At 68.6% G+C, this 23,939-nt stretch carries 21 protein-coding genes; 7 read left to right on the top strand and 14 right to left on the bottom strand.

Annotation, left to right across the window (positions count from 1 at the left end; genetic code table 11):
• Positions 1-28 precede the first annotated feature (28 nt).
• Together flhA and ACLM5J_RS01775 are read left to right on the top strand one after the other, a co-directional pair.
• Entirely contained in the window at positions 29-2,068 is a 2,040-nt protein-coding gene (gene flhA / locus ACLM5J_RS01770) for a flagellar biosynthesis protein FlhA (protein ID WP_413654287.1), read from the top strand.
• Positions 2,065-2,379, top strand: coding sequence for a hypothetical protein (locus tag ACLM5J_RS01775; protein WP_413654288.1), 315 nt, complete (start codon positions 2,065-2,067; stop codon positions 2,377-2,379). Before flhA ends, ACLM5J_RS01775 begins: the two co-directional genes overlap by 4 nt.
• Here ACLM5J_RS01775 and ACLM5J_RS01780 read toward each other — a convergent pair.
• Positions 2,370-3,944, bottom strand: a complete 1,575-nt coding sequence (locus ACLM5J_RS01780) for a GAF domain-containing sensor histidine kinase (protein ID WP_413655000.1) — start codon at positions 3,942-3,944, stop codon at positions 2,370-2,372. The genes ACLM5J_RS01775 and ACLM5J_RS01780 overlap by 10 nt on opposite strands.
• Before the next feature lie 70 nt (positions 3,945-4,014).
• Positions 4,015-4,650 (bottom strand): pyridoxamine 5'-phosphate oxidase, encoded by a 636-nt coding sequence (gene pdxH, locus ACLM5J_RS01785; RefSeq protein ID WP_413654289.1) that lies wholly within the window; start codon positions 4,648-4,650, stop codon positions 4,015-4,017.
• Between the two features lie 113 nt (positions 4,651-4,763).
• On the opposite strand from pdxH, the gene ACLM5J_RS01790 reads away from it, so the two are divergent.
• Positions 4,764-5,867, top strand: a complete 1,104-nt coding sequence (locus ACLM5J_RS01790; RefSeq protein WP_413654290.1) for a citrate synthase 2 — start codon at positions 4,764-4,766, stop codon at positions 5,865-5,867.
• 52 nt (positions 5,868-5,919) lie between these two features.
• On the opposite strand, the gene ACLM5J_RS01795 is transcribed toward ACLM5J_RS01790, so the two are convergent.
• The 3 genes from ACLM5J_RS01795 to ACLM5J_RS01805 are packed head-to-tail and all read right to left on the bottom strand — an operon-like array spanning position 5,920 to position 8,310.
• Positions 5,920-6,423, bottom strand: a complete 504-nt coding sequence (locus ACLM5J_RS01795) for a GNAT family N-acetyltransferase (RefSeq protein ID WP_413654291.1) — start codon at positions 6,421-6,423, stop codon at positions 5,920-5,922.
• A 43-nt stretch (positions 6,424-6,466) separates the two neighbouring features.
• Positions 6,467-7,117 carry a hypothetical protein gene (locus ACLM5J_RS01800; RefSeq protein ID WP_413654292.1) on the bottom strand — a complete coding sequence of 217 codons (651 nt, stop codon included), beginning with the start codon at positions 7,115-7,117 and terminating at the stop codon, positions 6,467-6,469.
• Complete coding sequence (locus tag ACLM5J_RS01805) at positions 7,114-8,310, bottom strand: hypothetical protein (protein WP_413654293.1); 1,197 nt, start codon at positions 8,308-8,310, stop codon at positions 7,114-7,116. The genes ACLM5J_RS01800 and ACLM5J_RS01805 overlap by 4 nt, the downstream gene beginning before the upstream one ends.
• 391 nt (positions 8,311-8,701) lie before the next feature.
• On the opposite strand from ACLM5J_RS01805, the gene serC reads away from it, so the two are divergent.
• Positions 8,702-9,823, top strand: a complete 1,122-nt coding sequence (serC, locus tag ACLM5J_RS01810; RefSeq protein WP_413654294.1) for a phosphoserine transaminase — start codon at positions 8,702-8,704, stop codon at positions 9,821-9,823.
• Positions 9,824-9,919: 96 nt separating this feature from the next.
• Here the strand turns inward: serC and ACLM5J_RS01815 are convergent, their stop codons facing one another.
• Both ACLM5J_RS01815 and ACLM5J_RS01820 read right to left on the bottom strand, forming a co-directional pair.
• Positions 9,920-10,387, bottom strand: a complete 468-nt coding sequence (locus ACLM5J_RS01815) for a DUF6328 family protein (protein ID WP_413654295.1) — start codon at positions 10,385-10,387, stop codon at positions 9,920-9,922.
• A 92-nt stretch (positions 10,388-10,479) separates the two neighbouring features.
• Complete coding sequence (locus ACLM5J_RS01820) at positions 10,480-11,508, bottom strand: pirin family protein (protein ID WP_413654296.1); 1,029 nt, start codon at positions 11,506-11,508, stop codon at positions 10,480-10,482.
• 92 nt (positions 11,509-11,600) lie between these two features.
• Here ACLM5J_RS01820 and ACLM5J_RS01825 point away from each other — a divergent pair, with 92 nt between their 5' ends.
• A complete protein-coding gene (locus ACLM5J_RS01825) occupies positions 11,601-11,975 on the top strand; it encodes a winged helix-turn-helix transcriptional regulator (protein WP_413654297.1) in 375 nt (124 codons plus the stop codon).
• A gap of 8 nt (positions 11,976-11,983) precedes the next feature.
• Here the strand turns inward: ACLM5J_RS01825 and ACLM5J_RS01830 are convergent, their stop codons facing one another.
• The 5 genes from ACLM5J_RS01830 to ACLM5J_RS01850 form a co-directional block, all read right to left on the bottom strand.
• Positions 11,984-12,952 carry a hypothetical protein gene (locus ACLM5J_RS01830; RefSeq protein WP_413654298.1) on the bottom strand — a complete coding sequence of 323 codons (969 nt, stop codon included), beginning with the start codon at positions 12,950-12,952 and terminating at the stop codon, positions 11,984-11,986.
• Between the two features lies 1 nt (position 12,953).
• A complete protein-coding gene (locus ACLM5J_RS01835; protein WP_413654299.1) occupies positions 12,954-14,168 on the bottom strand; it encodes a class I SAM-dependent methyltransferase in 1,215 nt (404 codons plus the stop codon).
• Positions 14,169-14,328: 160 nt separating this feature from the next.
• Positions 14,329-14,829 (bottom strand): DUF1648 domain-containing protein, encoded by a 501-nt coding sequence (locus ACLM5J_RS01840; RefSeq protein WP_413654300.1) that lies wholly within the window; start codon positions 14,827-14,829, stop codon positions 14,329-14,331.
• Positions 14,826-16,091: a hydroxyacid-oxoacid transhydrogenase gene (locus tag ACLM5J_RS01845; protein WP_413654301.1), complete on the bottom strand. Its 1,266-nt coding sequence runs from the start codon at positions 16,089-16,091 to the stop codon at positions 14,826-14,828. The genes ACLM5J_RS01840 and ACLM5J_RS01845 overlap by 4 nt, the downstream gene beginning before the upstream one ends.
• Positions 16,092-16,094: 3 nt before the next feature.
• The gene (locus ACLM5J_RS01850; RefSeq protein WP_413654302.1) at positions 16,095-16,982 is read right to left on the bottom strand and encodes an NUDIX hydrolase; all 888 of its coding nucleotides are present in this window, start codon (positions 16,980-16,982) and stop codon (positions 16,095-16,097) included.
• 110 nt (positions 16,983-17,092) lie between these two features.
• Here ACLM5J_RS01850 and ACLM5J_RS01855 point away from each other — a divergent pair, with 110 nt between their 5' ends.
• Together ACLM5J_RS01855 and ACLM5J_RS01860 are read left to right on the top strand one after the other, a co-directional pair.
• Positions 17,093-18,097: an acyltransferase family protein gene (locus tag ACLM5J_RS01855; RefSeq protein ID WP_413654303.1), complete on the top strand. Its 1,005-nt coding sequence runs from the start codon at positions 17,093-17,095 to the stop codon at positions 18,095-18,097.
• A 38-nt stretch (positions 18,098-18,135) separates the two neighbouring features.
• Positions 18,136-19,182, top strand: a complete 1,047-nt coding sequence (locus tag ACLM5J_RS01860) for an acyltransferase family protein (protein ID WP_413654304.1) — start codon at positions 18,136-18,138, stop codon at positions 19,180-19,182.
• Here the strand turns inward: ACLM5J_RS01860 and ACLM5J_RS01865 are convergent.
• Entirely contained in the window at positions 19,118-19,942 is an 825-nt protein-coding gene (locus ACLM5J_RS01865) for a lysophospholipid acyltransferase family protein (protein ID WP_413654305.1), read from the bottom strand. The two genes, ACLM5J_RS01860 and ACLM5J_RS01865, sit on opposite strands and share 65 nt — an antisense overlap.
• 83 nt (positions 19,943-20,025) lie before the next feature.
• On the bottom strand, positions 20,026-23,856 hold the full coding sequence (locus ACLM5J_RS01870) for a DNA-directed RNA polymerase subunit beta' (RefSeq protein WP_413654306.1): 3,831 nt from the start codon (positions 23,854-23,856) through the stop codon (positions 20,026-20,028).
• Between the last annotated feature and the right edge of the window lie 83 nt (positions 23,857-23,939).

The following is a 23,939-nucleotide window of genomic DNA, read 5'->3' on the forward strand; positions in this document are numbered from 1 at the left end:
ACCCCTGCGGAGAGTCCTCGTCATGCCCATGAAGCGCCTTACTCAGCTGGCTGTTCCCGTCGGCATCGTTTTCATCGTGGTGATGCTCGTCGTGCCTCTTCCGGCCGTCGTGCTGGACATGCTGATCGCCTTCAACATCACCGCCGCGCTGCTGGTGCTGTTGACCGCCATCTTCATCCACCGCCCGCTGGACTTCGCGGCCTTCCCCGCGGTGATCCTGGTGATGACGCTCTTCCGGCTGGCACTCAACGTGAGCGCCACCCGCCTGGTCCTGCTGGACGGCTACGCCGGCAAGGTGATCGACACCTTCGGCCATTTCGTGGTGGGTGGCTCGTTGATCGTGGGGCTCGTCATCTTCGTGATCCTGTTGGTGATCCAGTTCGTGGTGATCACCAACGGTGCCGGCCGGGTCGCCGAGGTCGGCGCCCGCTTCACCCTCGATGCCATGCCCGGTAAGCAGATGGCGATCGACGCCGACCTCAACTCCGGGCTGATCGACGAGGAGGAGGCCCGCCGTCGGCGTGCCGAGGTCCACGCCGAGGCCGACTTCTACGGCGCGATGGACGGCGCCTCGAAGTTCGTGAAGGGCGACGCCATCGCCGCGATCGTGATCACCCTGATCAACCTGATCGGTGGCTTCGCGATCGGCGTCGCCCAGCTGGGGATGCCGATGGGCGAGGCGGTGCAGACCTACAGCCTGCTCACCGTCGGCGACGGCCTGGTCTCACAGATCCCTGCTCTGCTGCTCTCCGTGGCCACCGGTCTGATCGTCACCCGCAACACCGGCAACGAGGACATGGGCTCCGACATCATCCGGCAGATCGGGCGCAACCAGACGCCGCTGCGGGTCGCCGGCGTGGCCGCCTTCTCCCTCTGCCTGATCCCGGGTCTGCCGAAGATCCCGTTCCTCCTCGCTGGCGGCCTGATGCTGTTGGCCTCGACCAAGGTGCCCAAGGACGACGACGAGTCCGAGACCGTTGCCAGCACTCCAGAACTCGCCCCCGCGGACTCGCCGGAGATGCTGGCCAGCGAGATCCAGGTCGACCCGCTCGGTCTCGAACTCGCGGCCGACATGATCGACCTCGTCGACCCGAGCGTCGGCGGCGACCTCCTCGACCGGGTGAAGGCGTTGCGCCGCAAGGTAGCGACCGAGATCGGCATCGTGGTGCCGCCGGTCCGCACCCGCGACAACCTGGAACTCCCGCCGCGGACCTACGCGATCTCCTTGTTCGGTGTCGAGGTCGCCCGCGGCGAAGCACCTCCGGGCACCGTGTTGGCGATCGGCGACACCCTCGGTTCGTTGCCCGGCCAGCCCACCCAGGAACCGGTCTTCGGGCTCGAGGCCAAGTGGATCCCGGCGCACCTGCGCCACCAGGCCGAGATCGGCGGCGCCACCGTCGTCGACCGGGCGTCGGTGATCACCACGCACCTGGCCGAGGTGGTCAACCAGCATGCCGCCAGACTGCTCGGCCGCGAGGACGTGCGGATGCTGACCGACGTGCTCAAGCGGACCCACCCGGTGGTGATCGAGGAACTCACGCCCACGCAGCTCAGCCTCGGCGAGGTGCAGCGCGTCCTGCAGGCCCTGCTCGACGAGCAGGTCTCGGTCCGCGACCTGGTCCGGATCTTCGAAGCGCTCTCGCTCCGGGCTCAGGCGACCAAGGACCCCGACGCCCTGGTCGAGGCGGCCCGGACCGCGCTCGGGCCGGCGATCGTGGCGCCCTACCTCCACGACGGCTCGGTCCACGTGATCAGCCTCGACCCGCTGCTGGAGCAGCGGATGCTGGAAGCTCTGCGAGCGACCGACCAGGGCCCGGTGATCGCCCTCGACCCGGTCCTCGGTCAGCAGGTACTCACCGCCACCGGTCGCACCGTGGCGGCGGCCGAGAACCTCGGCGTCCACCCGGTCCTGGTCTGCTCCCCGCAGATCCGCAGCGGTCTGCGGCGGATGCTGATGGGTGTGGCGCCGCGGCTCGCGGTGCTGGCCTACCACGAGCTTCCGCCCACCGTGAACGTCCGCTCCGCCGGCGTCGTCACCGGTGAACACGCCTTGGCGGTCGGAGCATGAGAGAGACCCTGAACCCCGCGTCCGGCCCGGTCCTGGTTGCTGCCGCGCTGATCGTCTCGCCCGCGCTGTGGCACGGGTTGGTGCTCGGCGAACTACCGCTCGACGTCGCCCTGACCCGCTACCTGGTCGCGGTGGTGGGCTGTTGGCTCGCGCTCGGCCTCTTCCTCCAGTTCCTCCCGGAGCCTGCTGCCAAGCAGAGCGCGACGACCGCGCCGGCGCCGCTCGAGCCGACGCTGGTCACCCCGGCGATGGCCACCGGGAACGGAGCACCCGAGCCCGACCTCAGCACTCCGAACGATCCCTACTCCTGAAAGCGGACGTGCCAGCGGAGCCGGGTGCCGCGCGGCAGATTCGGTTCGACACTCAACGAGCCACCGAACTTCTGTGCTCTTATCCGGGCGTTGCTCAACCCACTCTCGACCCGCTCCGCGGGTACCCCGACCCCGTCGTCGGTGACGGTCAGCACCACACCCTCGACGTCGGCGTCCACCCGCACCTCGCACGCCGTTGCGGCGGCATGCCGGGCCACGTTGGAGAGCAGTTCGCGCAACACCGAGGTCAGGTGGTGCGCGTAGTCGTCGACCACCAGGGTGTCGACCGGACCGGAGGTGCGTAGTACCGCACGGAACCCCAGGATCGGGGTGTACTCCTTGATCAGCGCGATCAGGTCGCCACGCAGACTGGCGCTGCTGCGGTGCTGCAACTCGAAGATGGTGGAGCGGATGTCGCGGATCGTGGTGTCGAGATCCGCCACGGCGGTATCTATCCGCTCGCGGGCCTCGTCGTCGGAGATCCTCGGTCGCAGGCCCTGGAGCTGGAGCCCGGTGGCGAAGATCCGTTGGATCACCACGTCGTGCAGATCACGCGCGATCCGTTCACGGTCGGTGGTCAGTACCAGGGTCTCGCGGTCGGCGACGGCCTCCGCACGGTCGAACGCCAACGAGGCCTGGTCGCTGTAGACCGCGAGCATCTCGTCGGTGCCCGGCTCCAGACTGCCGCGCCCCGACGCCAACCAGATCACCAGGACCGCACGCTCGGCGAGCTTGACCCGCATCGGCGTCAGGACGACGGTGCCGTGGGTCTGGTGACGACGAACCACCATCGGGTCGTGCGGCAACAGCCCGTCGATGTCTGCGGTCAACGGCGCAAGGCGATCGGCGAGACCGCCGGGCTCGTCACAGTCCGTGGCGACCACGACCGGCGGGCCACCACCGGTCGGCAGGACCAGCGCGGCCAACGCCCCGCCGCTCGCCTCGCGCGCACCGCGGACCACCAGGTCGAGGACGTCGCCGATGTCGTCGGTGGTCTGCAGTCGCTCGGTGACGGCGTTGGAGGCCAACAACCACTTGCGCCGCACCTCGCTGAGCGCGTAGGCGCGGGCGTTGTCGACCACGTAACCGGCTGCTCCGGCGAGCGCTTCGACGAACGCCTCGTCGGACTCGGTGAACTCCTCACCGCCCTGCTTCTCGGTCAGGTAGAGGTTGCCGAAGACCTTGCCCCGGACCCGGACCTGCATGCCGAGGAAGGTGGTCATCTGCGGGTGGTTGCTCGGGAAGCCTGCTGAGGTGGGGTGTTGCGACAGGTCGCGGAGCCGGACCGCGCGCGGGCTACGGGTGATCAGGCCCAACAGGCCGACCGCCTCCGGCAGCCGGGCGATCGCCATCGCCACGTGGTCGCTCATCCCGTGGGTGACGAAGTCGAGCACCTCCCCGTCGTCGTTGAGGATCGCGAGGAAGCCGTACCGGGCGCCGGTCAGCGCGCAGGAGGTCTCGGTGATCCGGCGCAGCACACTGTGCAGGTCCAGGTCGGACCCGATCGCCACGACGGCGTCCAGCAACGCGGCGGCATCCGCAGGCGGGCCGCTCCTCCCCTCCATCACCACCTTGGCACTCTAACCGAGCGGTCGGCTCGGAGGCCGCAATTTCGCCGGTGGCATAGACCTGCTCTCACGGGGCCAGACGTTCGATCCGCCAGCCTGCCGCGGCAGGTAGGTAACAGAGCCGATCGTGCATCCGGTTGCTCCGGCCCTGCCAGAACTCCCAGCGCTGGGGGTGGACCCGGTAGCCGCCCCATTCGCCCGGCACCGGGATCTCGTCCCCGAACCGCTGCTCGGCGTCGGCGAACGCCGCTGCCAACGCTTCGGGCGTGGTCGGCCGGGACTGCGCCGAAGCATGCGCACCGAGCCGGGCTCCGCGTGGGCGCGAAGCGAAGTAGGCAGCCACCTCGCCCTCGTCGAGCCGTTCGGCGACCCCCTCGATCCGCACCTGCCGTTCCAGCGGATGCCACGGAAAGAGCAACGCACAGTGGGGATTCGCCGCCAGATCGGTGCCTTTGCGCGAAGCGACGTTGGTGAAGAAGACCGCCCCGCGGTCGTCGAGCCCCTTGAGCAGCACGGTGCGCACCGACGGGTGGCCGTCGGCCGACACCGTGGCCACCACCATCGCGTTGGGCTCCGGCAGGTCAGCGGCGTCGTCGTACCAACGCCGGAACATCGCCACCGGGTCCGCAGCCATCTCGGCCTCACCGAGACCGGCCTCCGAGTACTCCCGGCGACGCTCCGCCCAAGGATTCGCACCACTCATGAGAAGGACTTTAGTGGCGGGTGCGCTAGGTCCCGCGAACGGTTGGGGGCAGAATGCGAGGGTGCGGGGCCGTTGGCCCTGACCGTTCTCACCCAGCACAAAGGAGCCACCAGATGACCGAGGTTCACGAAGGCTTGGAAGGCGTCGTCGCGTTCCGGACCGAGATCGCCGAACCGGACAAGGAAGGCTCCGCACTGCGTTACCGCGGTGTCGACATCGAGGACATCGTCGGGCGCGTCCCGTTCGAGAACGTCTGGGGCCTGCTCATCGACGGCGCCTACACCCCCGGCCTGCCGCCTGCTGAACCGTTCAACCTCCCCGTGCACACCGGCGACGTCCGCGTCGACGTCCAGGCCGCGGTGGCGATGCTGGCCCCCGCCTTCGGCTTCGGCCAGACCTACGACATCACCGACGAGCAGGCCCGCGAGGATCTCGCCCGGGTCGCCGTGATGGTGCTCTCCTACGCCGCTCAGTCGGCCCGCGGGCTGCACAAGCCGGTGGTCTCGCAAGCCGTCGTCGACGAGGGCCAGACCCTCGCCGAGAAGTTCCTGATCCGTTGGAAGGGTGAGGCGGACCCCAAGCACGTCAAGGCGATCGACGCCTACTGGAGCTCCGCTGCCGAGCACGGCATGAACGCCTCCACCTTCACCGCCCGGGTGATCACCTCCACCGGCGCCGACGTCGCCGCTGCCTTCTCCGGCGCGATCGGCGCGATGAGCGGCCCGCTGCACGGCGGTGCGCCGTCCCGGGTGCTCGGCATGATCAAGGACGTCGAGGACCGCGGCGACGCCGTCTCCTACGTGAAGGAGTTGCTCGACTCCGGCGAGCGCCTGATGGGCTTCGGCCACCGGGTCTACCGCGCCGAGGACCCGCGCGCCCGGGTGCTGCGCCGGACCGCCCGCGAACTCGACGCGCCTCGCTACGAGGTGGCCGAGGCGTTGGAGAAGGCTGCTCTTGCCGAGCTGCGGGAGCGTCGTCCGGACCGCGTTCTGGAGACCAACGTCGAGTTCTGGGCCGCGATCGTGCTCGACTTCGCCGAGGTACCGGCCAACATGTTCACCTCGATGTTCACCTGCGCCCGCACCGGCGGCTGGTCGGCGCACATCCTGGAGCAGAAGAAGACCGGGCGCCTGATCCGCCCGTCGGCCATCTACGCGGGTCCCGCCTCGCGCGGTGCCGACGAGGTCGAGGGCTGGAACCCGACCTGGGGTAACTGACCCGAGCCGAGAGCGGCCGTTCGCTGTCCTGGTGACAGCGGACGGCCGCTCTTCACGTTCGCGACAGGAGTTTGGCGAAGCACCGCGAGAGCGGCGAGTCGGAGTAGTGCCCGAACCCGGGGACCTCGGTGTAGCCGCTGGCGAGGTACAGGGCGATCGCCTCGGGCTGGCGGATTCCGGTCTCCAGGACCATCACCTCCGCACCGGCCGCCCCCGCGGACTCCTCCAGGTGCGCCAACATCAACCGCGACAACCCTCGGCGTCGCGCCGCCGGCGCGACGTACATCCGTTTGATCTCCACGCTGTTGCCGGCACCGAGCGCGGAGACCGAGCTCCGCCGCCAGGCGCCGGTCGCCACCGGGACGCCGTCCAGTCGACCCACGTAGAACGACCCGGCCGGCAGTTCGAAGTCACCCGGATCGACCGGCGACTCGTCGGGGCTCCCGTAGCGCTCGGTGTACTCGGCCTGGACGTCGGCGATCAGCTGCTGGGCAGCGACGTCGGTGAACGGGACCCGTCGGATCTCCCAGGCTTCGACCGGCTGTTGTGCACTCACGAACGCACTCTAGAACAGCGCGGAACGCACCGGGCGGGCCGCCTCAGCCACCGGGCCAGGCGTCCAACAGGTCGCCCGGCGCCAGGCCGAGAGCCCGTTCGATGTCGGCCGGAGCGGTCTGCTTCAGGTGTTCGGAGACCGAGGCGATCAACTCGTGCCAGTAACCACGCAGGGTCGACTCGGAGAGGTGCATCTGCTGCGCCATCTCCGCATAGGTGAGGCCGCGCGCCCGGCCGGAGAGCACCTGCCGCTGCCGCTCGCCGACCAGCGTCAGGCTGCGTCTGCGGACCAGAACCTCGATCAGGCCGACGACCGGCGGCGGGATCACGCTCTCCCCGCCTGCCACCTCCAGGAACGCGGCCTCGGCCGCAGCCATCGGCTCCGCCTTGGAGACCACGCCCCGTGCGCCGGCTGCGATGCAGGCCGCCAACACCCAGCGACGCTCCTCCTGCGAGTAGACGCAGACCTGATGACCCGCCTCGACCAACGCCTGGACGGCGGCGACGCCCTGCCTGGCCTCGGGCTGCCTGCCGTTGACCAGGTGCAGATCCAGGACCACAACGTCGGCGGAGACACCCGAGGCGATCAACTCCTCCACGCTGGAGACCGCGGCCACCACCTCGATCTGCTGCAGCATGCCGGCCAGCGCGCTGCGGATCACGGTGGCGTCGTCGACCAACGCGGCGGTGATCATGCTTCGGCCCAGTCGCCGGTCATCATCACCGTGGTGCCGGCGCCGACCATCGAGTCGATCCTGACGTCGATGGCGTGCCTCGCCAGCTCCGCACGCACGATCTCCCGCAAGCCGACCCCTTCCGTCACCGTCCCCACCTCGAAGCCGACACCGTCGTCATGGACGGTCAGTACCCAGATTCCGTCGTTCTCATCGAGATGCAGCACCACCCGTTGAGCCTGCGCGTGGATCCGGACATTGAGCAAGGCCGAGGTGAGCGCAGCGGAGACGGCCTCGGCTCCTTCCGGGGTCAACACGACGTGGGCTCCGAGCTCCGTCAACTGGTCGATGCGCAGATCCGGGAAGCCCGCTGCGACGTCCGCCACGATCACCGCCAGCGCCCGCCGATCCCCCAGCGCCGCGTCCTCTCCGGCGAGGTAGCGCCGCATCCGTTCGGTCTCCTCGCGGGCCTGCTCACGCAGCGCCTTGCGGACCGGCGCCTCCAGGTCGTCGAGGTCGTCACGGGCCAGCAGCGCCATCACGGCAGCGCCGTTGTGCATCGCGGCTTGGGCCCGACGTTCCTCTTCACGGCGGGCGAACTCGGCCACCCGGGCTGCGGAGTCGTCGGCCAACTCGGCGATCCGCACCGTGTAGCCGAAGCCCAGTCGGGTGATCGTCGGGAGCAGCACCAGGGTCAAGGCGTTGCCGATCATGGTGGGCCAGCCCGCCGAAGCAGCGGGCAGGCAGAAGACCAGGTCGACCACCGGGATCGTGATCACGCCGACCAGCCAGACCCAACGGCTGGTGAGCACCGAGATCGCGATCAGCACCGAGAGCGCATAGGCGGGCTGGAAACCGATCCACGTGCCTACCCGGTCGTCGGGTGCCACTGTCAGGAGCCCCAGGCCGAAGAGCGCCAGCATCCCCACCAACTCGGCCACTGCCAACCGGTCACCGGGTGGGCGCCGGGTCCGCACCACGCCGACGCAGAGCACGACGGCGATCGCCAACGCGAGCAGCCAACTGACCACGGTCAGCACCGCATGCGGAGAGTTGCGGACCGCGACCAGGAACGAGGGCAGCATCTGGATCACGGTGCCGACCCGAAGCGCCGCGACGAGCAGGCCGATGTTCCAGCAGAGGCCGGCGCGGACGCTGCCGAGCGCGGAGGGATCGAGCATCCGCGCTGGCGACCACCGGCGTGGCTCGCTCACCTCAACCACCCATTCAGCCTCGGCCGCTTCAAACTCTGCGGTTTCGTTGGTACCGGACCAGAGTCCGGTACCCCATGATGACGATCAGGTGCTGCGCCACGGCATCCGGGTGGCCACAGGCCGACAACCGGTGCCAGCGGAGCAGTGGACTCACAGATCCGGGCTGGTCGTTTCGGGGGGAACGGCACAGCCCGGTTCTGCGCTCCGCGCCAGGCGCCTAAGCCAGGCTGGCGCCGCAGGCGTCGCCAACTGGCGCTGGTTGGCAAGGCCCGGGTGTTCCTTCTCCATCTGCGTGGACTCCCTCGATGAGTTCAGACGGCGAATGCCACAATAGAGGGGTGCTGGCCCTGTGGTCAGGAAACCGATTTCTGAGAACCGAAAGGTCATCGTCGTGACTGACGTGCAGATCCCTGAGAGCCTCAAGCCCGCCGACGGCCGCTTCGGCGCCGGACCTTCGAAGATTCAGGTCTCCCACCTCGACGCCCTCGCCGCGACCGGCGACAAGTTGATGGGCACCTCTCACCGTCAGGCTCCGGTGAAGAACACCGTCGGTCGCGTGCGCGACGGGCTGGCCACGCTCTTCAACCTGCCCGAGGGCTACGAGATCGTGCTCGGCAACGGCGGCGCGACCGCGTTCTGGGACATCGCCGCCTTCGGCCTGATCCGCAACAAGAGCCAGCACCTGACCTTCGGCGAGTTCTCCTCGAAGTTCGCCTCCTCGGTGAAGAAGGCTCCGTGGCTCGCCGAACCCACCGTGATCAACGCCGACCCGGGCTCGCGTCCCGAGGCGGTCGCTGAAGAGGGCGTCGACGTCTACGGCTGGGCGCACAACGAGACCTCGACCGCGGTGATGGCTCCCGTCGTCCGCCCGGCGGGCATCGACGACGACGCGCTGGTGCTGATCGACGCCACCTCCGGTGCCGGCGGCCTGCCGGTCGACCTGAACCAGGTCGACGCCTACTACTTCGCTCCGCAGAAGTCGTTCGCCTCCGACGGCGGCCTGTGGATCGCAGCGATGAGCCCCAAGGCGCTGGCCCGCGCCGAGGAGATCGCGGCGACCGACCGCTACATCCCGCCCTTCTTCAGCCTGCCCACGGCGATCGACAACTCGAAGAAGAACCAGACCTACAACACCCCGTCGGTCGCGACTCTCTTCCTGATGGCCGAGCAGTTGGACTGGATGAACGCCAACGGCGGCCTGGCCGGCATGGTCGCCCGCACCACCGCTTCCTCGGACGCCCTCTACGGTTGGGCGGAGAAGACCTCGTACACCACGCCGTACGTCCCGAACGCCGCGGACCGCTCGCTGGTGATCGGCACGATCGACTTCGACGAGTCGATCGACGCCGCCCAGATCGCCAAGATCCTGCGCGCCAACGGCATCGTCGACACCGAGCCGTACCGCAAGCTGGGCCGCAACCAGCTCCGGATCGCGATGTACCCGGCGATCGACCCCGCCGACGTCGAGGCGCTCACCGCCTGCATCGACCACGTGGTGGCCGCGATCTCCTGATCGCAGTCTTACGCATCACCCAACGCCCCGCGACGCCGTCAGGCATCGCGGGGCGTTGTGCTTCCGCGGGGGCGCCCGCCCCTCGACGTCGTACGGCTACGCGGTGCCCGACTTCTCGTTGGCCGGGTGCCGGCGGCCCATCAACAGCGGGATGCCCAGCCAGAGCACCGCGAAGAGCAGCAGGCAGCCGGCCCCGACCACCACTGCGGCCAGATCGCCGAAGACGACGTCGAAGACCAGGACGAGCACCGCGCACACGGTCAGAGCGAGAGTGAAGAGCCCGGCGAGCGCGCAGCGGTTCCCCGCCGCCACCAGCCAGGGGCGAGCATGCTCCCGGAACAGCACCCGGTGGAAGGCGACCGGAGCCACGACCAACGCTGTGGTGACCACCGAGCCGATCACGGCCACCGCGTAGATCGCCTGCTGAAGGTTGCTGAGGTCACCGAACCGGCTGGAGAAAGGGACGGTCAGCAGGAACCCGGTGAGGATCTGCACGCCGGCCTGGCTGACCCGCAACTCCTGGAGCAGGTCGTCCCAGTTCCGCCGAAGCCGATCTTCGTCCACACTCCGAGCCTAGTCCCCTCGCGGGACGTCATACGTTGCGCGGAAGCGGGTCCACGGTTCGTATGACGTCCGCGCGGGGAGCGGGGAGCGGATCAGCGTGCGGCCGGCTCCTCGCGGCGACCGTCACCGAAGACCGCGAACCGGTCGGCGTCGGCCGGGTGGACGGGAGCCGTGCTCGGCCAGGGCCAACCACCGAACTGGGTGCGCTGGTAGTCCTCGTAGGCCTGCACGAGCTCGGCCCGGTTGTTCATCACGAAGGGTCCGGCCTGAGCCACCGGCTCACCGATCGCCACCCCCTGCAGCAGGAGCACCACGCTCGGCGCTTCACCCGCGGTGATCGTCACCTCGCCGGTGCCGTCCGGAGCGAACCCCTCCCCCGACGCGACCACGTTGCCGCCCGCGTCGACGCCACCGGCGCCGTGGACGTAGAGCATCCGCTCCGTCCGGTCCGACCCGGTAGCGGGCAGGGTGATGCTGGCGTTGGGCTCCAGGTCGATCAGCAGGATGGTGACGTCGGCCTCCGGCCGCGAGGCCCAGGAGGCGACCGGCGCACCGAGCGCCTCGGCGTCCCCGAAGCTGCCGGCGATGACCCGCACCTGAACGCCGTCGGACTCCACCACCGGCAACTGCTCGTTCCACATCATGGTGAACTCCGGGTCGGCCATCTTGGAGACGGCCGGCAGGTTGATCCAGATCTGGTAGAGCTCGAAGGGGTTGTCGCTCTCGCTGTTGAGCAGCGGGAACATCTCCGAGTGCACGACGCCGGAGCCCGCGGTCACCCACTGCACGTCGCCCTGGCCGTAGCGCGCCGCGGCGCCGGTGGAGTCGGCGTGGTCGACGATCCCCTGGCGGACGATGGTGATCGTCTCGAAGCCTCGGTGCGGGTGCGCGGGGAAGCCGGGCACGGTGTCACCGTGGTACATGTTCCAGCCCGAGGGGTGCCCGAAGTCCTGACCGATCGCGTGACCCGCCACGCCTTCGGCCGGGCCGAGGTCGGCGTTGCCCGCCGGGTAGGCGTCGAGGTGGTAGGCGGTGAAGAGGAACGGCCCGACACCCGGCCAAGGACCGCCGAGCGGGACCACCCGACCAGTGGTGGCGGGACCGTGCGAGGTGGCAGTCATCTGTTTCTCCTTGTCGAATGAGGACGGCGTAGTACCGGCACAACACCACCGGGTTCACTCTTGTTCCAAGAGTCTTTCGCTACCCTGGAACCATGATCTCGATCGAGGACCTCTACGACGCGGAGGGCTGCATCCGCGATGCCCTCGACACCGTCGCCAGTAGCTGGGCGATCTCCATCCTGATCGCGCTACGCTCCGGCCCCAAGCGATACAGCCAGTTCAAGGCCTGCCTGCCCGACATCAACGACCGAATGCTGTCGCAGACCCTGCACCGGTTCGGCCGCAACGGGCTGGTCACCCAGCAGCCGATCAGCGGCTCCAGCCGACACGAGTACGTCCTCACTCCCCTCGGCGACGAGGTCAGCCGGGCACTCGGCGATCTTGCCGAAGTGATCATCCGGCTCGCGCCCCAGGTGGCCGAGGCCAGGGAACGGTACGACAGCGGTCAGGTGGAGTGCCTGGAGTAGGCGCCGGGTCAGCGCGGGCGTAGCGAACGGATCAGCACCACCAACGCGACCAGCGCGAAGCCACCACCGAGGGCCCACGGCCAGAGCGGCGGATCGTACTCGGCGAGGACGTCGCGCTTGTCGGTGCCGGTCTCGGCATCTCGGTCGGTCGTGAACTCCACCGGAGCGCCGCTGCTCACCTGCGCCGCAAGCTCCGCCGGCAGGTCGACCCGCAGCACCTCGGACTCGGCCCCCTCCGAGGAGAGGTAGATCCGCCGGTCCGGTCCGACCGCGATCCCCTCGCCCTGCTGCTGCGGCGGGAGCGGGAAGGTGCCCAGCTCACGCCACCCGTCGGCGTCGACGGCGAAGAGCACCCCCTGACCGTAGTTGCGGAGCACCGCGTGCCGGCCGTCCGGGTAGAACGCCGCGTCGGTGACCAGACCCGGGGCCTCGGCGACAGCCCGTAGCCGGTTCGGCTTCGTCGGATCGAGACGGCGGGGCGCCGCATAGATCGTCCCGCCCAGGACGTGCTTGCTCACCACGAAGAGCTGACCGGTGTCCGGTTGTGTCAGCAGCGCTTCGGCGTCGCGGGCACCGCCGGGGAAGGTGAGCTCATAGCTCTCCCCCGCCACGGTCCGTTCGCCGGCCCCGAACGGCACCCGGGTCACCCGGATCGAGGAACGGGCTTCGAGGTTGTCGCCGATGTCGCCGACCCAGACCTCGTTCGCACCAGCTGGTGCCAGCGCCTCGACATCGCGTGCCTCACCCTGCCAACGGGTGACGCCGACCGTCTCACCGTCGGCGAGGTCGACGGTGAAGATCCGTGCCTCGTCACCCGAGTCGTTGACGGTGACCGCGAAGCGTTCGCCGATCACCAGGCCGGAGGACTCCAGGATCTCCGGATCTTGGAAGGTGAACGCCACCTCGGCGTCCACCGGGGCGGGCGCAGCCAGCGCGCCGAGCACGAACGGCACGGCGAGCAACGCTGCGGCGACCACCTCAATCCTCAAGCAGTTCGGCCAGCTTCGGTCGGATCTGCCACATCTCCACCAGGGCGTCGTACTCCTTGCGGACGCTGCCGCCACTCACCTTGCCGCCGGTCCGTACCGCCCGCAGCAGCGTGTTACGGGGCGTGTGCTGGCTCTCCACGAACTCCATCACCTCGACCTTGTAGCCCTGCAGGCGCATCAACGAGGCGCGCAGTGCATCGGTCAAGGTGTCGGCGAACCGTTCCCGAAGGATGCCGTGCCGGGTCAGCATCGAGTAGGGCGACGGCGTCGGGTGACGACGCAGCTGTGCCGAGATGTCGTGGTGGCAGCAGGGCGCGGCCAGCACCAAGGAGGCGTTCCATTCGACCGCCCGGGCCAGCGCCTCGTCGGTCGCCGTATCGCAGGCGTGCAGCGCGAGCACCACCTCCGGGGCCTCGTCGAGCTGAGCGGCACCGATGGTGCCGACCCGGAACTCGGTCTGCTCGGAGATCTCGAGCTTCGCGGCGACCTCCGTGTTGTGCTGGGCCGACTGTTCCTTGACGTCGACGCCGATCAACCGCACCGGCAGACCACGGACACTGCTCAGGTAGCGCTGCGCGGCGAAGGTCAGGTAGGCGTTGCCACAGCCCAGGTCGACGATCCGCAGTGGGTCGGCCGCCGTCGGCTTGCGCAGGTTGCCCTTGGTCACCGCCTCGGTGATCGCGGCGTCGAGCAGCCGGACGAACTCTTCGACCTGACGGTACTTGGCCTGCCGGGTCGGCTTCACCTTCCCGCTCGCGTCCGAGATCCCGAGCGCCACCAGCACCGGGTCGTTCTCGGGGAGCAGCCGCTCCTTGGGCTTGTCGTGGCCCCGCTCCGGCTCTGCGCTCTCCTCGCGCGGCGTGGTGTGGACCAGGGCCTCCTGCTTGCGCGAGATCTTGACCTGGTGCTGCTCGGTGACGGTCTCCACGTTCCAGTTCGCGAAGGCCGCGTCGAGCAGATCGTCGACGGCGTCGCGGGCCGCGGCACCGGCGGCGTAGTTGCTGGTGTGGGCCTGGGTGTCGTCGTAGGAGACGACCTGCAGGTGGCGGCCGGCCTTGAGGTCGACGTAGCGGAGCTCGACCCGCTTGAAGGTGGTCTCCTGGCCGCGGATCCGTCCTGAGGCGACGGCGCGCACCAGGACGGCGTCGTCGAGGATCAGGCTGCGCATCCGGGAGAGGACGCGGAGTGCCGGTTCGGCAGCCATCAGCGCATCGCCGCCACGATGACGATCACCAACAGGACCACCAGGAATGACGGGATGATCAGTCGTCGGTACCGCGGATTCATGGCCTCAGCCTACCGGCGGAGTACCTCGCAGCCCGATTCAACAGAGCTCGAGTTGCCCCGGTCACAGTCGGGCCTCGTCAGAGGTCGCGCGGCGTGCGGTAGCGGCGTGCGATCGCCCAGACCGTCCACCCGATCACGCCGACCAGATAGCCGCCGACGATCACCCAGAACCAGAACGGCGTCCGCGGCTCCGGATCGTTGCTGATCGTCAACGTCATCACCTCGACAGCGACGATCAGCAGCACGGTGGCGGCACCGATCAGATAGAGGTCGTCGGTGAGCCTGCGACGCAGCTCGGTGGTCCGCTCCTCGGTCGCCAGCCACCAGCGCTTATCGGCTTCGGGGAGGTTGATCAGGCTGGCGGGAGCGCGTGGCAGCCAGCGGGCCAACGCCCAGAAGAGCAGCACCAGGCCACCGCCGAGGAGCGCGGTGGTCAGCACGGCTTCGTTACGGCTGCCCCAGCGGTCCGGGGCACCGGTGCCACCGAAGTGCAACGGGACCCGGTCGGGCAGCGTCAGCCAACCCACCACACCGACCACGAGCAACGCCGCGCAGCTGGCCCAGAAGGCAGCCCTCACCAGTGCTCCAACGATCCCTCGAAGACGGTGACCAGCGCTTCGGCGTCGACGTCGCGGGGCGCGGTGGCGAGCAGGCGCTGCTGCTGCAGGGCGCCGGCGACCAGGTCGTCGACGTCGTCAGCCCGGTAGCCGACCTCGGCCAGGCCGTTGGGCAGCCCGATGTCGCGCATCAACTCGCGCAGCACCGTGGGCAGCAGATCCGGCCCGTCGGCGCCGTCGAAGGCGGGCGCGAGCAGCCGGGCCGCTCGCAGGTGACGTTCGGGAGCGGCGTCGAAGGTGTAGCGGAACGCCTCGGGCGCCGTCAGGGAGACGGCGATGCCATGCGGCACGATCGGCTCTGCGTCCGGGTACTGCGGCGGACGGTAGTCACGGACCCGCCCCGCGATCGGGTAGGCGCAGGCGTGGGGGATGTGGACACCGGCGTTGCCGAACCCCATTCCGGCGAAGGTCGCTGCCAGGGCCATCTCATGGCGGGCTTCGCGGGAGTCGCCGTCGCGCACCGCCACCCGGAACGAGGAGGCGAGCAACGTCATCGCGCGCTCGGCCCACATGTCGGCGATCGGATTGGCCCCGCAGTAGGGAACACGATCGGCAGCCTGCTTGGCCGGGAACTCCGCGAACCAGCGAGCGGTGTAGCTCTCCACCGCATGGCACAGGATGTCCATCCCGCTGGCGGCGGTGACCATCGCCGGCTGGGTGAGGGTGAGTTCGGGGTCGACGACGGCCATCGTCGGGCGCAGCCGGGCATGGCTGATCCCCGTCTTCACCTTGAGCGCCAGCACGTCTAGGACACAGATCGTCGTCGACTCCGAGCCGGTGCCGGTGGTGGTCGGGATGGCGATCAGCGGCTTCAGCGGACGCTGCGGAGCCCGGGCCTGGCCGATCGGGGCGTTGATGTAGTCGAGCAGTTCGCCCTCGTTGGTGCCCAGCAGGTTGACCGCCTTCGCGGTGTCGATCGCCGACCCGCCGCCGACCGCCAGGTAGGCGTCGTAGGGCCCGGTACTGCGCCCGAACTCCACCGCCTCCGCCAAGGAGACGTCGGTCGGCTCGACCTGCGCGCGGTCGAAGATCTCGACCTCGATCCCAGCGCCCTGTACTGCGTCCGCGATCCGCGCCGGATGCCCGGTCGCGGCCACCCCCGGATCGGTGATCAGCAGCACCCGCCGCGCCTCGAACTGCGCCAGATCATGCGCGATCTCCATCGAGGCTCCGAAGCCGAACTTCAGAGCGGGCGCGCCGTAGGTGAAGATCTGCTCCTGCATGGGTCAGATCTTGCCCAGAGCATGCCTGACGACGTCAAGCACCTTGACCACGCCTGCGTCGATCTCGGAGATCGGCACCCAGGCCACGTCGTCGGTGGTGCCGCCGACCTCGGCGACCCGGGGCTTGGCGGCGCTGTCGAGCTGTGCGGCGAAGAGCAGGTGGACGCCGTGGAAGTCCTCGTGACGCCCGCTCGGCGCGGTTCCATGGAAGTGGACGTCGTGGACGTCGAGCAACTCCCCCACGGTGCAGTCGACGCCGCACTCCTCACGGACCTCGCGGGCGACGGCATTGGCCGGCCGTTCGCCGTGGTCGATCCCGCCGCCGGGCAACGTCCACCACCCGGAGTGATGGCCGAGGCGGGAGATCCGGGTCAGCAGGATGGTGTCGTCGCGTCGGATCACCGCGTAGGCGGCGATCCGCTGGAGTTGGTGGCCGCGGTAGTTCTCCAACGCCTCGCTGACCAGCGAGGTCACCGCGAGCCGCCCGTCGAGAACGTCGCTCAACGGATGCCAGGCCGCCTCGACGGTGGACCCGTCGACCTCGATCACCCGTGGCGCCGGCGCGTCCCGCGAGACCCAACCTTCGTAGACGATCCGCAACGCGTGGTAGTCCTGGCGCCCGCTCTGCCCCGGATTGAGTGGCGTCGCCTTGGGGTTGTGCATCGAGAACACGCGCGCCTCGTCAGAGACCTGAGCCTCGAGCCCGGTCTCCTCCATCACCTCACGGACCACCGCGGCACGTGGATCCTCGCCATGGCCGAGTCCGCCACCCGGCAAGGTCCACAGCGGGCTCCGCGAGATCCGTGGCGCGAGGCGAGAAAGCAGGATCTCCTCGTCACGCACGATGACGGCATACGCCGCCACTCGCTGTCGCTTCGGTACTCGTGCCATGTCTAGCGATCCTAGTGGCTCGGCTTCCGACGTCGCTGCGCCGCGCTCACCGCGCCTCACCACCGCGCAGCGGCGGGCACCCGCTCGGTGAACCCGTTAATCTGGGGCGAATGGCACGCGATCCCTGGTTCGACAACGTCAAGTTCGCCCTGATCGCGTTCGTTGTCTTCGGGCACACCATCGGACTCGCCCTGGTCGACGAACGCAACGTCGCCGTCTACACGTTCGTCTATTTCTGGCACATGCCGGCCTTCGTAATGATCTCCGGACATCTGTCCCGTAGCTTCGTCTGGGATCGCGCTCACCTGGTCTCGTTGGCCACCACTCTGCTGCTCCCCTATCTGATCTTCGACGCCGCCATGTACGCCTGGCGCGACTACCTGGGCCAGGCCCAGACCGGGGCGCTGTGGCTGGAGCCGCACTGGAGCATGTGGTACCTGATCGTGTTGGCGATCTGGCGCCTCGCCACCCCGATCCTCAAGCTGCACTGGGTGGTCATCCCACTCTCGATCCCGATCAGCCTGTGGGCCGGCACTCTCGACCTCACCCTCTTCGACATTCCCAAGGCGTTCGCGATGCTGCCGTTCTTCGTGGTCGGCCTGCACGCGAAGCGCTCGTGGCTGACCGCGCTCACCTCCTGGTGGGTGCGCCCGATCGCCGTCGGCGTGTTGATCTGGATCTGGTTCAGCGCACAGCCGGAGGCCCTCTCCCAATGGGCCCGGGTCGCCTTCCTGTGGTGGGACCGTTCCTACGACGTGCTCGGTTTCAGCGAGAGCGCCTCCTTCGAGATCAGACTGCGACTGCTTGCGACGAGCATGGCCGGAGCGTTGGCCGCTCTCTCCCTGATTCCGCGCCGGGCCACCTGGTTCACCCAACTGGGCAGCGCTTCGTTGGTCGCCTACCTCTTCCACGGCTTCGTCGTGAGGTACGCGCAGACCGCCGAGTGGTTCGACTGGGCGCCCCAGGATCCGGGCCGCGCCCTCGCCGTCGCCGCCTTGGGGGCGCTGGCGTTGACCGTGCTGCTGACCTCGCCCCCGGTAGCCAAGCGACTCACCTGGGCCGTCGACCCGGTCGGCAGCTGGCGCCGTCGGCGTGCCGAAGGCGTCGCAGCCTGACGTCGGCCGCCACCGGCGATCACCTAAACTGAGACCTCGTGCGTGATCCCTGGCTCGACAACATCAAGTTCGTTCTCGTCACCGTGGTGGTGGTCGGGCACACGCTGCCGCTGGTTCCCACCGGCACCGACTTCGGGGCTCAGCTCTACGACTTCATCTATGTCTGGCACATCCCAGCCTTCGTCCTGGTCACCGGCTACCTGTCGCGCAGCTTCACCTGGTCCCGGCGACACCTGACGTCGCTCGCCACCGGCCTGCTCCTGCCCTACCTGGTCTTCGACTCGGTGATGCGGGTGGTGATCACCCACACCGCCGACTACTCACCGCCCGGTCCGATGCTGATCAACCCGGGCTGGCCGATGTGGTACCTGGTGGCGACGTTGCTGTGGCGGCTGGTCACCCCGATCCTGCAACTGCACTGGGTCGCGGTGCCGTTGAGCGTCCTGGCCAGCCTGTGGTTCGGCACCATCGACGCGCCCTGGACCGACTGGTTCGACCTCTCCCGCACGGTCGGCTTCCTGCCGTTCTTCGTGGTCGGCCTCTGGCTCCGTCCAGTCGACCTGGACCGACTCCGCGCCCCGCGGACCGCCTGGTTCGGGGTAGCCGCGCTCGCCGTCGTCTGGTGGCTTGCGGGCGGTTTCGACGACTGGATGGCGACGCGTTGGCTCTGGTACGCGATCCCCTATCCCGATCTCACGGCGGCGGGGATGCCGGTCACCGATCTGGAAGGGGCCTGGATCCGGCTTCGCCTGATCGCGCTGGGTCTGGTCGCCTCGTTCGCGGTGATCTGCCTGGTCCCGCGCGGGCGCCACTGGTTCTCCGCACTGGGCACCGCTTCGCTGGTGGTCTACCTCTTCCACGGTTTCGTGATCCGCGCCGTCGGCATGACCGACCTGGCGACATGGGCGCACGGTCAGGGAAACTGGCTCACCGGCATGGCCGTGCTCTGCGCGGTCGGCGTCGCGATCGTGCTTGCCGCTCCCCCGGTCGCCTCACGGCTGGCCTGGCTGATCGACCCGATCAGCGAACAGCGCCGCCGCTCAGCCCGTCGTGCGGCTGAGCGCTCGGCCCCCACGTCGGCCTGACGGCGGAGCGCGGCACCACATCCAGGGTCGCCGCCTCACCGAGGTCGGGCGCGCTGCCGCCCAGATGCGCCGGGTACCAGGGCGCCGCCTCGCCCGGCTGCGGCCGGTGGTGCGGCAACCCTTGGAGCCCTTCCAGCATCGCGGTCAGCCGCTCTCCGAGCCGGACCGTCTCAGCGCGCGGGTCGGCGTGGGGAGCGACCGTGATCGGCGCCCCGAACCAGACGTCGATCCGGCGGCCACGGGCCCAGTCCGGCGGCGGTTCGACGCCGTCGACGGGTCGGCCGACCGTGTAGATCCGCTGCGACCCCCACAACGCCGTCGGGATGACCGGAACGCCGGTGTCACGGGCCAACGCCACGGCGCCCTGCATCAGCGCCCGCACGGTGAACGAGTAGGAGATACCCGCCTCGGGGAAGAGCCCGACCACGTCGCCACTGGCCAGCGCGCGCCGGGCCTCCAGATAGGCACCGGCCGGGGCGGCCCGGTCGACCGGGATGTGCCCAAGGCTCTTCAGGATCGGTCCGGCGATCCGGTGCTCCCAGGCGTCGTGCCGAGCCAGGAACCGAACCTGGCGGGCGCCGGCGGCCGCCTGGACCATGATGAAGTCGGGGTACGAAACGTGGGTCGCCGCGATCAACGCCGGCCCGGCCTTGGGAAGGTGCTCAGGTTCCCAGACCTCGACCCGGTGCCCGAGGGCACGGAGCAGTCCGCTGCCGGCGAGGTGGACGCCGCGCCGCGTCAACGCACTGAGCACCGTCATGATGAGGCACCTTCTCATGCTGGAGCGGCCCGAAATGCACCGCACCCCGCCAGCAGTGCTGACGGGGTGCGGTGATTGCTACATCAGTTCTGGTACGACCCGAAGTCGAAGTCGTCCAGAGCCACGGCCTGGCCGCCGCTGTTGCCGGCGAAGCCATAGTCGTAGTTGTCGTAGCCCGACACCGAGTAGGCCGCGGAACGCGCCTCTTCCGTCGGCTCGACCCGGATGTTGCGGTAGCGCTCGAGGCCGGTACCGGCCGGGATGAGCTTACCGATGATGACGTTCTCCTTGAGACCGAGGAGCGAGTCGCTGCGACCGTTGATCGCGGCGTCCGTGAGCACCCGGGTGGTCTCCTGGAACGAGGCGGCCGAGAGCCACGACTCGGTGGCCAGCGACGCCTTGGTGATACCCATCAGCTCCGGACGACCCGACGCCGGCTTGCCACCCTCGGCGAGAACGCGGCGGTTCTCGGACTCGAAGCGGGCCCGGTCGACCAGGTCGGACGGCAGCAGGTTGGTGTCACCGGACTCGATCACCGTGATCCGGCGCAGCATCTGCCGCACGATGATCTCGATGTGCTTGTCGTGGATCGCCACACCCTGGCTGCGGTACACCGACTGGACCTCGTCGACGAGGTGCTGCTGCGCACGGCGCACACCGAGGATCCGCAGGACCTCCTTCGGGTCCTCCGTTCCCTGGGTGAACCGGTCGCCGACCTCGACGTGGTCGCCGTCCTGGACCAGCAGGCGCGAACGCCGGCTGACCGGGTACTCGATCGGCTCGGAGCCGTCGTCGGGGGTGACGACGACCTTGCGGGTCTTGTCGCCATCCTCGATCTGGACCCGACCAGCGGCCTCGGAGATCGGGGCCAGACCCTTGGGGGTCCGGGCCTCGAAGAGCTCCACGACTCGGGGCAGACCCTGCGTGATGTCGTCGGCCGACGCCACACCACCGGTGTGGAAGGTACGCATGGTCAGCTGGGTACCGGGCTCACCGATGGACTGGGCGGCGATGATGCCGACGGCCTCACCGATGTCGACCAGCTTGCCGGTGGCCAACGAACGGCCGTAGCACTTGGCGCAGGTACCGGTCGCGGCCTCACAGGTGAGGACGGAACGGACCTTGACCTCGGTCACGCCGGCCTCGATGAGCTCGGCGATCTTGACGTCACCCAGGTCCTCACCGGCGGAGACGAGCACCTCACCCGAGGTCGGGTGAGCGGTGTCGACGGCCGCGGTGCGGGCGTAGGCGGCGGTCTCGGCGTTCTCGTCCTTGCGGACCACACCGTCGGGACCGGCGACGCCGATCACCTTGGGCAGACCACGCTCGGTGCCACAGTCGTCCTCACGGATGATGACGTCCTGCGAGACGTCCACCAGACGACGGGTCAGGTAACCCGAGTCGGCGGTACGCAGCGCGGTGTCGGCAAGACCCTTACGGGCACCGTGGGTAGCGATGAAGTACTCGAGAACGGTCAGACCCTCGCGGAAGTTCGACTTGATCGGCCGCGGGATGATCTCACCCTTCGGGTTGGCCACCAGACCACGCATGGCGGCGACCTGGCGGATCTGGTTCATGTTTCCAGATGCACCGGAGTCGACCATCATGTAGATCGGGTTGGCCTTGTCGAAGTTGGCCTCCATGGCCTTACCGATCTCGGCAGCGGCCTGGGTCCAGATCTCGATGAGCTCCTGGCGGCGCTCCTCGTCGGTGACCAGACCACGCTCGAACTGCTTCTGCACCTTGGCGGCCTGCGCCTCGTAGCCGGCCAGGATCTCCGGCTTGTTGGCCGGGGTCGTGACGTCGTCGATGGAGACGGTGACGCCGGACCGGGTGGCCCAGTGGAAGCCGGTGTCCTTGAGCGCGTCCAGCGCGGCGGCGACCTCGACCTTGGTGTAGCGCTCGGCGAGGTCGTTGACGATCGCGCCCAACTGCTTCTTACCGACCTCTTCGTTCACGAACCGGTAGTCGTCCGGCAGCGTGTCGTTGAAGTAGGTACGGCCAAGGGTCGTCTCAACGATCTCGTCGTCGATCTTCAGCTTGATCAGGCTCTGCAGGCTGATCTCGCGACGGTCGAACGCCATGATCGCCTCGGCCTGCGAGGAGAAGGCACGGCCCTCGCCCGGCTGGCCCTCACGCAGGGTGGTGAGGAAGAACAGACCGATGATCATGTCCTGCGACGGCATCGTCACCGGACGGCCGTCCGACGGCTTGAGGATGTTGTTGGTCGAGAGCATCAGGATGCGAGCCTCGGCCTGCGCCTCTGCCGACAGCGGCAGGTGGACAGCCATCTGGTCACCGTCGAAGTCGGCGTTGAACGCGCCACACACGAGCGGGTGAAGCTGGATGGCCTTACCTTCGATGAGCTGCGGCTCGAAGGCCTGGATGCCCAGACGGTGCAGGGTAGGTGCACGGTTCAGCAGCACCGGGTGCTCGCTGATGACCTCTTCCAGGACGTCCCAGACCTCGGCCCGCACCGCGCGCTCGACCATCCGCTTGGCGGACTTGATGTTCTGAGCGTGCGACAGGTCGACCAGGCGCTTCATCACGAAGGGCTTGAAGAGCTCCAGGGCCATCTGCTTGGGCAGACCACACTGGTGCAGCTTCAGGGTCGGACCCGAGACGATCACCGAACGACCCGAGTAGTCGACGCGCTTGCCGAGCAGGTTCTGACGGAAACGACCCTGCTTACCCTTGAGCATGTCGGAGAGCGACTTGAGCGGGCGGTTGCCCGGACCGGTCACCGGGCGACCACGACGACCGTTGTCGAACAGCGAGTCAACGGCCTCCTGGAGCATCCGCTTCTCGTTGTTCACGATGATCTCGGGAGCACCGAGGTCAAGCAGGCGCTTGAGTCGGTTGTTCCGGTTGATCACGCGACGGTAGAGGTCGTTGAGGTCCGAGGTCGCGAACCGGCCACCGTCGAGCTGCACCATCGGGCGCAGGTCCGGCGGGATCACCGGGACGGCGTCGAGGACCATGCCCAGCGGGCTGTTCCCGGTCTTGCGGAACGCGTCGACGACCTTGAGGCGCTTGAGCGCGCGGACCTTGCGCTGACCCTTGCCGTTGGCAATGGTGTCGCGCAGGCTCTCGACCTCAGCCTCGATGTCGAACGTCTGCAGGCGCTTCTGGATCGCGGTTGCGCCCATGTGGCCCTCGAAGTACTTGCCGAACCACGACTTCATCTCGCGGTAGAGCAGCTCGTCGCCCATCAGGTCCTGGACCTTGAGGCTCTTGAACGTGCTCCACACCTCGTCGAGGCGGGCGATCTCGTTGTCGGAGCGCTTGCGCAGCTGCGCCATCTCGCGCTCCGCGCCGTCCTTGACCTTCCGCTTGGCGTCGGACTTGGCGCCCTCGGCCTCCAGGGTGGCGAGGTCCTCCTCGAGCTTCTTGGCCCGGTCGTCGATCGCGGAGTCGCGACGGTTCTCCAGGCGGGTGCGCTCGAGGTCGATCTTGCCTTCCAGCGCGGCGAGGTCGCGGTGACGCGCGTCCTCGTCGACGGCGGTGATCATGTAGGCAGCGAAGTAGATGACCTTCTCGAGGTCCTTCGGCGCCAGGTCCAGCAGGTAACCCAAGCGCGACGGAACGCCCTTGAAGTACCAGATGTGGGTGACCGGCGCGGCCAGCTCGATGTGGCCCATGCGCTCACGACGCACCTTGGAACGGGTCACCTCGACGCCGCAGCGCTCGCAGATGATGCCCTTGAAGCGGACCCGCTTGTACTTACCGCAGTAGCACTCCCAGTCCCGGGTGGGACCGAAGATCTTCTCGCAGAAGAGGCCGTCACGCTCGGGCTTGAGCGTGCGGTAGTTGATGGTTTCCGGCTTCTTGACCTCGCCGTGGCTCCAGGTACGGATGTCGTCCGGGGTGGCCAGGCCGATCTGAAGCTGGTCGAAGAAGTTCACATCAAGCACGATGGCTGTTGTCCTTCGTTAGAAATGGTGGTTCAAGACTGTGGACTGTGTCTCGACAAGCTCGACAACCGAAGCCAGAAGGC

It is taken from the genome of Nocardioides sp. Bht2 (genome assembly GCF_047308515.1).
Classification (GTDB): domain Bacteria; phylum Actinomycetota; class Actinomycetes; order Propionibacteriales; family Nocardioidaceae; genus Nocardioides.